The sequence below is a fragment of the Streptomyces sp. NPDC015144 genome (assembly GCF_043079735.1).
Taxonomy (GTDB): domain Bacteria; phylum Actinomycetota; class Actinomycetes; order Streptomycetales; family Streptomycetaceae; genus Streptomyces.
In genome coordinates, this window is the sequence record NZ_JBIBUU010000005.1 from 375,640 (window position 1) to 382,710 (window position 7,071).

Below are 7,071 nucleotides of genomic sequence, written 5' to 3' on the forward strand. Positions count from 1 at the left end.
CCATGCCGGCGGAGAACGAGGACGTGACCAGGGCGCCGAGGGTGCCGAGGCAGCGCCGGGCCGACTGGCTCAGCGGCGCGCGGATCGTCGGGGTGCTCGGTGTCGTCTACCGCCCCGAGGGGCTGCTGGCGGAACCGGAGGCCGTCGAGTTCCTGCTGGCCGACGGCCAGTCGCTGCTGCTGACCTGCGCGTCGGACCGGAGCCTGCGGATCGGCCCGGGAGCCTGGCCCCGGCTGCCCGACTGGTGCGTACCGTCCGGGCAGTGGGAGTTCGCCGCCCTCCCGGGGCTGCCGCCCCCGCCCGACGGCGGCTGGACGGTCGTACGCACCGAGGAGCGCGGCGACGCCAACGGACAGGTGCGCGAGGCCGTGATCCGCTGCGAGGGGGGCAGCTTCGTGGTCGGCGGCGGGGACACCGTGGCGGTCCGCTTCACCCGGGGCCACCGGGGCGCCCCGTCCCCCACCTGACCACCCGGCCCGCCGCCGCGCCGCCCGCCCGCCCGCCGCCCGCCGGACCGGAAGCTGTCCGCATCCACGTTGTATCCGGAGAGTGATTGTTGTGTGGCGTGGCACGCGTCGGCACTTACGAAGGGTTATGGTGGAAACCCCCCCTCGGGCCGGTCCGTATCCCCCCCCACGGACCGGCCCGTTTTTTCGGGCCCGCGGCACCGGCCGCACCGGCCCCGGGAAACCGCCCGTCCCGTCAGCCCCGACCGGCCCAGATGTTGGTGCCCGCGGTGTCCACGGCGAAGGTGTCGATCTCTTTCAGCTCCGCCTCGGTCAGCGGCGGCCCGGCGAGCGCCGCCACGTTCTCCTCCAGCTGCGCCACGCTCGACGCGCCGATCAGCGCGGACGTCATACGGCTGTCGCGCAGCACCCAGCACAGCGCCAGCTGGGCGAGCGACTGGCCGCGCCGCTCGGCGATCCCGTTCAGCCCGTTGAGCCGGCGCACCACCTCGTCCGAGAGCAGCGCCGGGTCCAGCGACTTGCCCTGGGTGGCCCGGGAGCCCTCCGGGATGCCCTTCAGGTACTTCCCCGTGAGCAGGCCCTGGGCGAGCGGAACGAAGGAGATGCAGCCCATGCCGGCCGCCTCCAGCGTGTCGAGCAGCCCGTCGTCCTCGACCCAGCGGTTGATCATCGAGTAGGACGGCTGGTGGATCAGCGCCGGTACGCCCATCTCCCGCAGCAGCCGGGCGGCCTCGGCGGTCTGCTCCGCGTTGTACGAGGAGACGCCCACGTACAGCGCCTTGCCCTGCTGGACGGCGGAGGCGAGCGCCCCCATCGTCTCCTCCAGCGGGGTCTCCGGGTCGAAGCGGTGCGAGTAGAAGATGTCGACGTAGTCGAGGCCCATCCGGTTCAGCGAGGCGTCGAGCGACGACAGCAGGTACTTGCGGGAGCCCCATTCGCCGTAAGGGCCGGGGTGCATCTCGTACCCCGCCTTGGTGGAGACGATCAGCTCGTCCCGGTACGGCGTGAAGTCCTGGCGGAAGATCTTGCCGAAGTTCAGCTCGGCGGAGCCGGGCGGCGGCCCGTAGTTGTTGGCCAGGTCGAAGTGGGTCACCCCGAGGTCGAAGGCGCGGCGCAGGATCGCCCGCTGGGAGTCCAGCGTGCGGTCGTCGCCGAAGTTGTGCCAGAGGCCGAGGGAGACGGCGGGCAGCTTGAGACCGCTGCGGCCGGTGCGGCGGTACTCCATGGAGTCGTATCGGGTGTCGGAGGCCCGGTGGGGAAAGGAAGAATCAGTCACGTTTCTCTGCTTATCACGGACTTGTGACAGACCAGGTTGGGCCGGTGCACCGCCCGCGCAGTAATGTGGCGGCTTCGGGGACCACCACGGCACGGCGGGGCGACGCGCCCCGCGGGCGGGTGCGGCGACCCCAGGGGGGACGGCCCCGGACCCGGGCAGCGGGGGGCGGTCGGGCCCGCACGGAACCGAGAGGGTGAACTCAGTGAACTTGCGCGACCTGGTGTACGGGCTCTACGCGCGCCGGGTGGAGGCCCGGCTCGACCTCACCCAGGTGCCCAAGCACATCGGCGTCATCCTCGACGGCAACCGGCGCTGGGCGAAGGCGTCCGGCGGGACGGCCGCGCAGGGGCACCAGGCGGGCGCGGACAAGATCAAGGACCTGCTCGGCTGGTGCAGCGAGACGGACGTCGAGGTCGTCACGCTCTGGCTGCTCTCCACCGACAACTTCGACCGCCCCGAGTCCGAGCTGAAGCCGCTCCTCGGGATCATCGAGAACACCGTGCGCGACCTCGCGGCGGACGGCCGCTGGCGGGTCCACCACGTCGGCACGCTCGACCTGCTGCCCTCCCACACCCAGATCGTGCTCAAGGAGGCCGAGCAGGCCACCCTCGACGTCGACGGGATACTGGTCAACGTCGCCGTCGGCTACGGCGGACGCCAGGAGATCGCCGACGCGGTCCGCTCGCTGCTGCTGGACCACTCCGCCAAGGGCACCTCCTTCGAGGACCTGGCCGAGATCGTCTCCACCGACATGATCTCCGAGCACCTCTACACCCGGGGCCAGCCCGACCCCGACCTGGTCATCCGCACCAGCGGCGAGCAGCGGCTGTCCGGTTTCATGCTCTGGCAGACCGCGCACTCCGAGTACTACTTCTGCGAGGTCTTCTGGCCGGCCTTCCGGAAGGTCGACTTCCTCCGCGCGCTGCGCGACTACGCCGCCCGGGGGCGCCGCTACGGCGGCTGAGCGCCACACACGGCCCGCCCGTCCCGGGCGGCATGGCTTCGGTTGTTCGAGGGAATACCCCAGACAGGTCGACGTCCGGTCAGGAACCAGGCGGACGTCGTGTCCAAGTGAGCGGCATGGAGTCCGCTCGCCGGGGAGGCCCTTTGCACACGAAGGACCGTAAGAACGACGCGGCCGACGCGGAGGGCCGGTGCCCGGCCCGTGCATCGGGGTCCCTGCCCGGTCATTCCTCTCCCATTGGGATGCTCCGCGACGCCGTCGCACCCCAACCTCGTCCGAGGGGGTACGTCCTTCCGTGGTGACCAGCTCAAAGCGCCGCATGCCCGACAGGCGCACCTATGTTCTCGACACCAGCGTCCTGCTGGCCGATCCGAACGCCATGACCCGCTTCGACGAGCACGAGGTCGTGCTCCCGATCGTCGTGGTCACGGAACTGGAGGCCAAACGCCACCACCCGGAGCTCGGGTACTTCGCCCGGCAGGCCCTGCGCCTGTTGGACGACTTCCGCATCCGGTACGGCCGGCTCGACGCCCCGATCCCCCTCGGGGAGCTGGGCGGCACGCTGCGCGTCGAACTGAACCACTCCGACCCCGGCGTACTGCCCGCCGGTTACCGGTTGGGGGACAACGACTCACGGATCCTCGCGGTCGCGCGCAACCTCCAGGCCGAGGGGTACGACGTCACGGTCGTCTCCAAGGACCTGCCCCTGCGCATCAAGGCGTCCTCGGTCGGCCTCCTCGCCGAGGAGTACCGCGCCGAGCTCGCCATCACCGACTCCGGCTGGACGGGCATGGCGGAGCTCTCCCTCTCCGGCGAGCAGGTGGACCTGCTCTACGGCGAGGAGACGCTGTACGTCCCCGAGGCCGCCGAACTGCCCGTGCACACCGGGCTGGTCCTCCAGTCCGAGCGCGGCAAGGCGCTCGGCCGGGTCACCGCCGAGGGCAACGTCCGCCTGGTCCGGGGCGACCGGGAGGCGTTCGGCATCCACGGCCGCAGCGCCGAGCAGCGCATCGCGCTCGACCTCCTCCTCGACCAGGAGGTCGGCATCGTGTCGCTGGGCGGCCGGGCCGGCACCGGCAAGTCGGCGCTGGCGCTCTGCGCCGGTCTCGAAGCCGTCCTGGAGCGCAGGCAGCACCGGAAGGTGATGGTCTTCCGCCCGCTGTACGCGGTCGGCGGGCAGGAGCTGGGCTACCTCCCCGGCACCGAGGCCGAGAAGATGAGCCCCTGGGCACAGGCCGTCTTCGACACGCTCTCGGCGGTCGCCGGGCGCGAGGTCATCGAGGAGGTGCTGGGGCGCGGGATGCTGGAGATCCTGCCGCTCACCCACATCCGGGGCCGCTCGCTGCACGACGCCTTCGTGATCGTCGACGAGGCGCAGTCGCTCGAACGGAACGTCCTGCTGACCGTGTTGTCCCGGATCGGGGCCAACTCCCGGGTGATCCTCACCCACGACGTGGCGCAGCGGGACAACCTCCGGGTCGGCCGGTACGACGGAGTCGTCGCCGTGGTCGAGAAGCTGAAGGGGCATCCGCTCTTCGCGCACGTCACCCTCACCCGCTCCGAGCGTTCGCAGATCGCCGCCCTGGTGACCGAAATGCTGGAGGAAGGGCAGATCTGACCGGGGATGTGAACCTGGTGCCGCCCGGCGAGCGAAGCAGCTTAGCCGGGCGGCGTCGCGTCACGGCGGCGTTTCCGTGAATCGTCTGCTCCAAACGAGGTGTGAGCTTTCACACGCAACAGAGAATTGCTTCCCGGCGTGCCGTTCCGGCAGAGTCTTGCTTCCGTCAGGCCCCGCATACGGCACACCCGCACCTTTCGAGGTGCCATGCACCGCACAACTCAACAGACGCCGTCCGTATGCCGCCCGCGAGTACCACGCGGCGCTCCTCCGGGAGTCGCCCACCGGGCCCGTGCCTCCCGTGACCCAAGCAGTAGGGAGGCCAGCGTCAGGGGCACGATTGCGTCCGCGAGGTCACCTAAGCGGACGATGCTGGAAGGACACCGTGTGAGCCGGATCTCGGTCCGGGGGTTCGCCGTGGCATCCGCCACCGCCGTAACCACCGTTGGCGCCGTCGTGGGCGTTGCGTCGGGCAGCACTCCCGCTGTCGATGACAACAACTTCGAGGCGACCGCAGCCGACACCACGCTGCTCGCAGACATTCCCGCGGGCCAGCAGGCCCAGGTACAGACCGCTTCGCTGACGCAGCAGGCCGACGCCCAGGCGTCGGCGGCCGACGCCGCCGCGAAGAAGTCCGTGGAGGAGGCGGCCCGCATCCAGGCCGCCAAGGACGCCAAGTCCAAGAAGGCGGCCGCCGAGCAGCGGGTCGAGCAGGAGCGCAAGGAGAAGGAGGAGCGGGCCAACCGTTCGTCCGTCCGCAGCGCCTCCAGCTTCGCCACGCAGGGCTCGTACTCCGCCGCCGACGTCCAGGCGATCGCGCGGCAGATGGTCCCCGCCGACCAGTTCCAGTGCTTCAGCAACATCGTGAACCACGAGTCCACGTGGAACTACCGGGCGTCCAACCCGTCCTCCGGCGCCTACGGTCTGGTGCAGGCGCTGCCCGGCTCCAAGATGGCCTCCGCCGGTGCCGACTGGCAGACCAACCCGGCCACCCAGATCAAGTGGGGCCTCAACTACATGAACGGGCGCTACGGCAGCCCGTGTGGTGCCTGGTCCTTCTGGCAGCAGCACAACTGGTACTAGAACCCCCGAGGTTCCGGGTTCCCAGCGCCACGAAGCCCCTCGCCGTTCTACGGTGGGGGGCTTCACGCGTGTACGGTCGGTTCCCGCGGCCCGGTCGGGGAGCGGCGGCGAGATGACGGGGGAAGAGGAACGCACATGTCGAAACTTCCGGGGTGGCTCTCCCGGCTGGGCGGCGAACTGACCGAGCTGGGCGACCGGCTGGAGCGGCGCAGAGCCGACACCGAGCGCAGGGAGCCGCCCCCGCCCGGGGCGGTGGACGTCCCGGGCGCGGTCCTGGCCGACGTCCCGGCCGTCCGGGACGAGGCGGAGGAGCCCGCTCCCGCCGCCGCGAGGGACCGGGTGCCGCCGCCGCCCTCGTACGCGCCCTCCGTCGCCGCCCGGCCCGATCCGGTCGCGGCGATCCCCTGGGGGATGCGGGTCGCGGCCGAGGCGGGCTGGCGGCTGCTGGTCCTCGCGGGCACCCTCTGGGTGCTGATGTGGATCATCAGCGCCGTCCAGCTCGTGGTGCTGGCCTTCGTCGCCGCCCTGCTCGTCACCGCCCTGCTCCAGCCGACCGTCGCCCGGCTGCGGCGGCGCGGGCTGCCGCGCGGACTGGCGACCGCCGTCACGGCGGTGCTCGGCTTCGTCATCATGGGCCTGGTCGGCTGGTTCGTGGTCTGGCAGGTCATGGACAACCTCGACACCCTCTCCGACAAGGTGCAGACGGGGATCGAGGAGTTGAAGCACTGGCTGCTCGACAGCCCCTTCCACGTCACCGAGCAGCAGATCAACGACGTCGCCAAGAACCTCAGCGACACCATCGGCACCAACACCGAGCAGATCACCACGGCCGGACTCCAGGGCGTCACCGTCATGGTGGAGGTCCTCACCGGGATGCTGCTGGCGATGTTCTCGACGCTCTTCCTGCTCTACGACGGCCGGCGCATCTGGCACTGGGTGCTGAAGCTGGTGCCCGCCCAGGCCCGGCCGGGTGTCGCGGGGGCCGGGCCGCGGGCCTGGCGGACGCTGACCGCCTATGTGCGGGGCACCGTCATAGTCGCGCTGATCGACGCGTTCTTCATCGGGCTCGGGATTTTCTTCCTCGATGTGCCGATGGCGGTGCCGCTGGCCGTCTTCATCTTCCTCTTCGCCTTCATCCCGCTGGTCGGAGCGGTGATCTCCGGGGCGCTGGCGGTGGTCGTCGCGCTGGTCACCCAGGGCGTGTTCACCGCGCTGATGGTGCTGGCCGTGGTGCTCGCGGTGCAGCAGATCGAGGGCCATGTGCTCCAGCCGTTCATCCTGGGGCGCGCGGTGCGGGTGCATCCGCTGGCCGTGGTCCTCTCGGTCGCGGCGGGCGGCCTGATGGCGGGCATCGGCGGCGCGGTCGTCGCGGTGCCGCTGGTCGCGGTCACCAACACGGTGGTCGGCTATCTGCGGGCGTACGGGCAGGAGGAGGCCCTGCGCCACGCCCCGCCGCCGCACGGGGCGACCGCGCACGACATCGCCCCGACACCGGCCCCCGGCGCACCGCCCGGCCCCGCCGGACGCGACGACGGCGAGGGTGACGCGAAGGACGCCCAGGACAGGTCCTAGGTGTATTGATCACGAGCGTTGTTGACACTGGTCTGGTCTTGAACATGGCGAAGACCTCCGGTGGGGTGGGAACTGTCTAGGAACTCACCGC

6 protein-coding genes are annotated in these 7,071 nt (G+C 71.0%); 5 read left to right on the forward strand and 1 reads right to left on the reverse strand.

Going from position 1 to position 7,071, the window contains the following annotated elements; genetic code table 11:
• Window positions 1–2: 2 nt before the first annotated feature.
• Window positions 3–467: a hypothetical protein gene (locus tag ACF08W_RS12405; RefSeq protein ID WP_385214261.1), complete on the forward strand. Its 465-nt coding sequence runs from the start codon at window positions 3–5 to the stop codon at window positions 465–467.
• A 235-nt stretch (window positions 468–702) separates the two neighbouring features.
• On the opposite strand, the gene mgrA is transcribed toward ACF08W_RS12405, so the two are convergent.
• On the reverse strand, window positions 703–1,743 hold the full coding sequence (gene mgrA, locus ACF08W_RS12410; protein ID WP_392279228.1) for an L-glyceraldehyde 3-phosphate reductase: 1,041 nt from the start codon (window positions 1,741–1,743) through the stop codon (window positions 703–705).
• 202 nt (window positions 1,744–1,945) lie between these two features.
• Here mgrA and ACF08W_RS12415 point away from each other — a divergent pair, with 202 nt between their 5' ends.
• From ACF08W_RS12415 to ACF08W_RS12430, 4 genes are all read left to right on the forward strand, one after another.
• Window positions 1,946–2,707, forward strand: a complete 762-nt coding sequence (locus ACF08W_RS12415) for an isoprenyl transferase (protein ID WP_352273621.1) — start codon at window positions 1,946–1,948, stop codon at window positions 2,705–2,707.
• 295 nt (window positions 2,708–3,002) lie between these two features.
• Window positions 3,003–4,325 carry a PhoH family protein gene (locus tag ACF08W_RS12420; protein WP_352273361.1) on the forward strand — a complete coding sequence of 441 codons (1,323 nt, stop codon included), beginning with the start codon at window positions 3,003–3,005 and terminating at the stop codon, window positions 4,323–4,325.
• Between the two features lie 387 nt (window positions 4,326–4,712).
• Entirely contained in the window at window positions 4,713–5,408 is a 696-nt protein-coding gene (locus ACF08W_RS12425; RefSeq protein WP_352273360.1) for a transglycosylase SLT domain-containing protein, read from the forward strand.
• A 135-nt stretch (window positions 5,409–5,543) separates the two neighbouring features.
• Entirely contained in the window at window positions 5,544–6,980 is a 1,437-nt protein-coding gene (locus ACF08W_RS12430) for an AI-2E family transporter (RefSeq protein WP_392279229.1), read from the forward strand.
• Window positions 6,981–7,071: the final 91 nt, after the last annotated feature.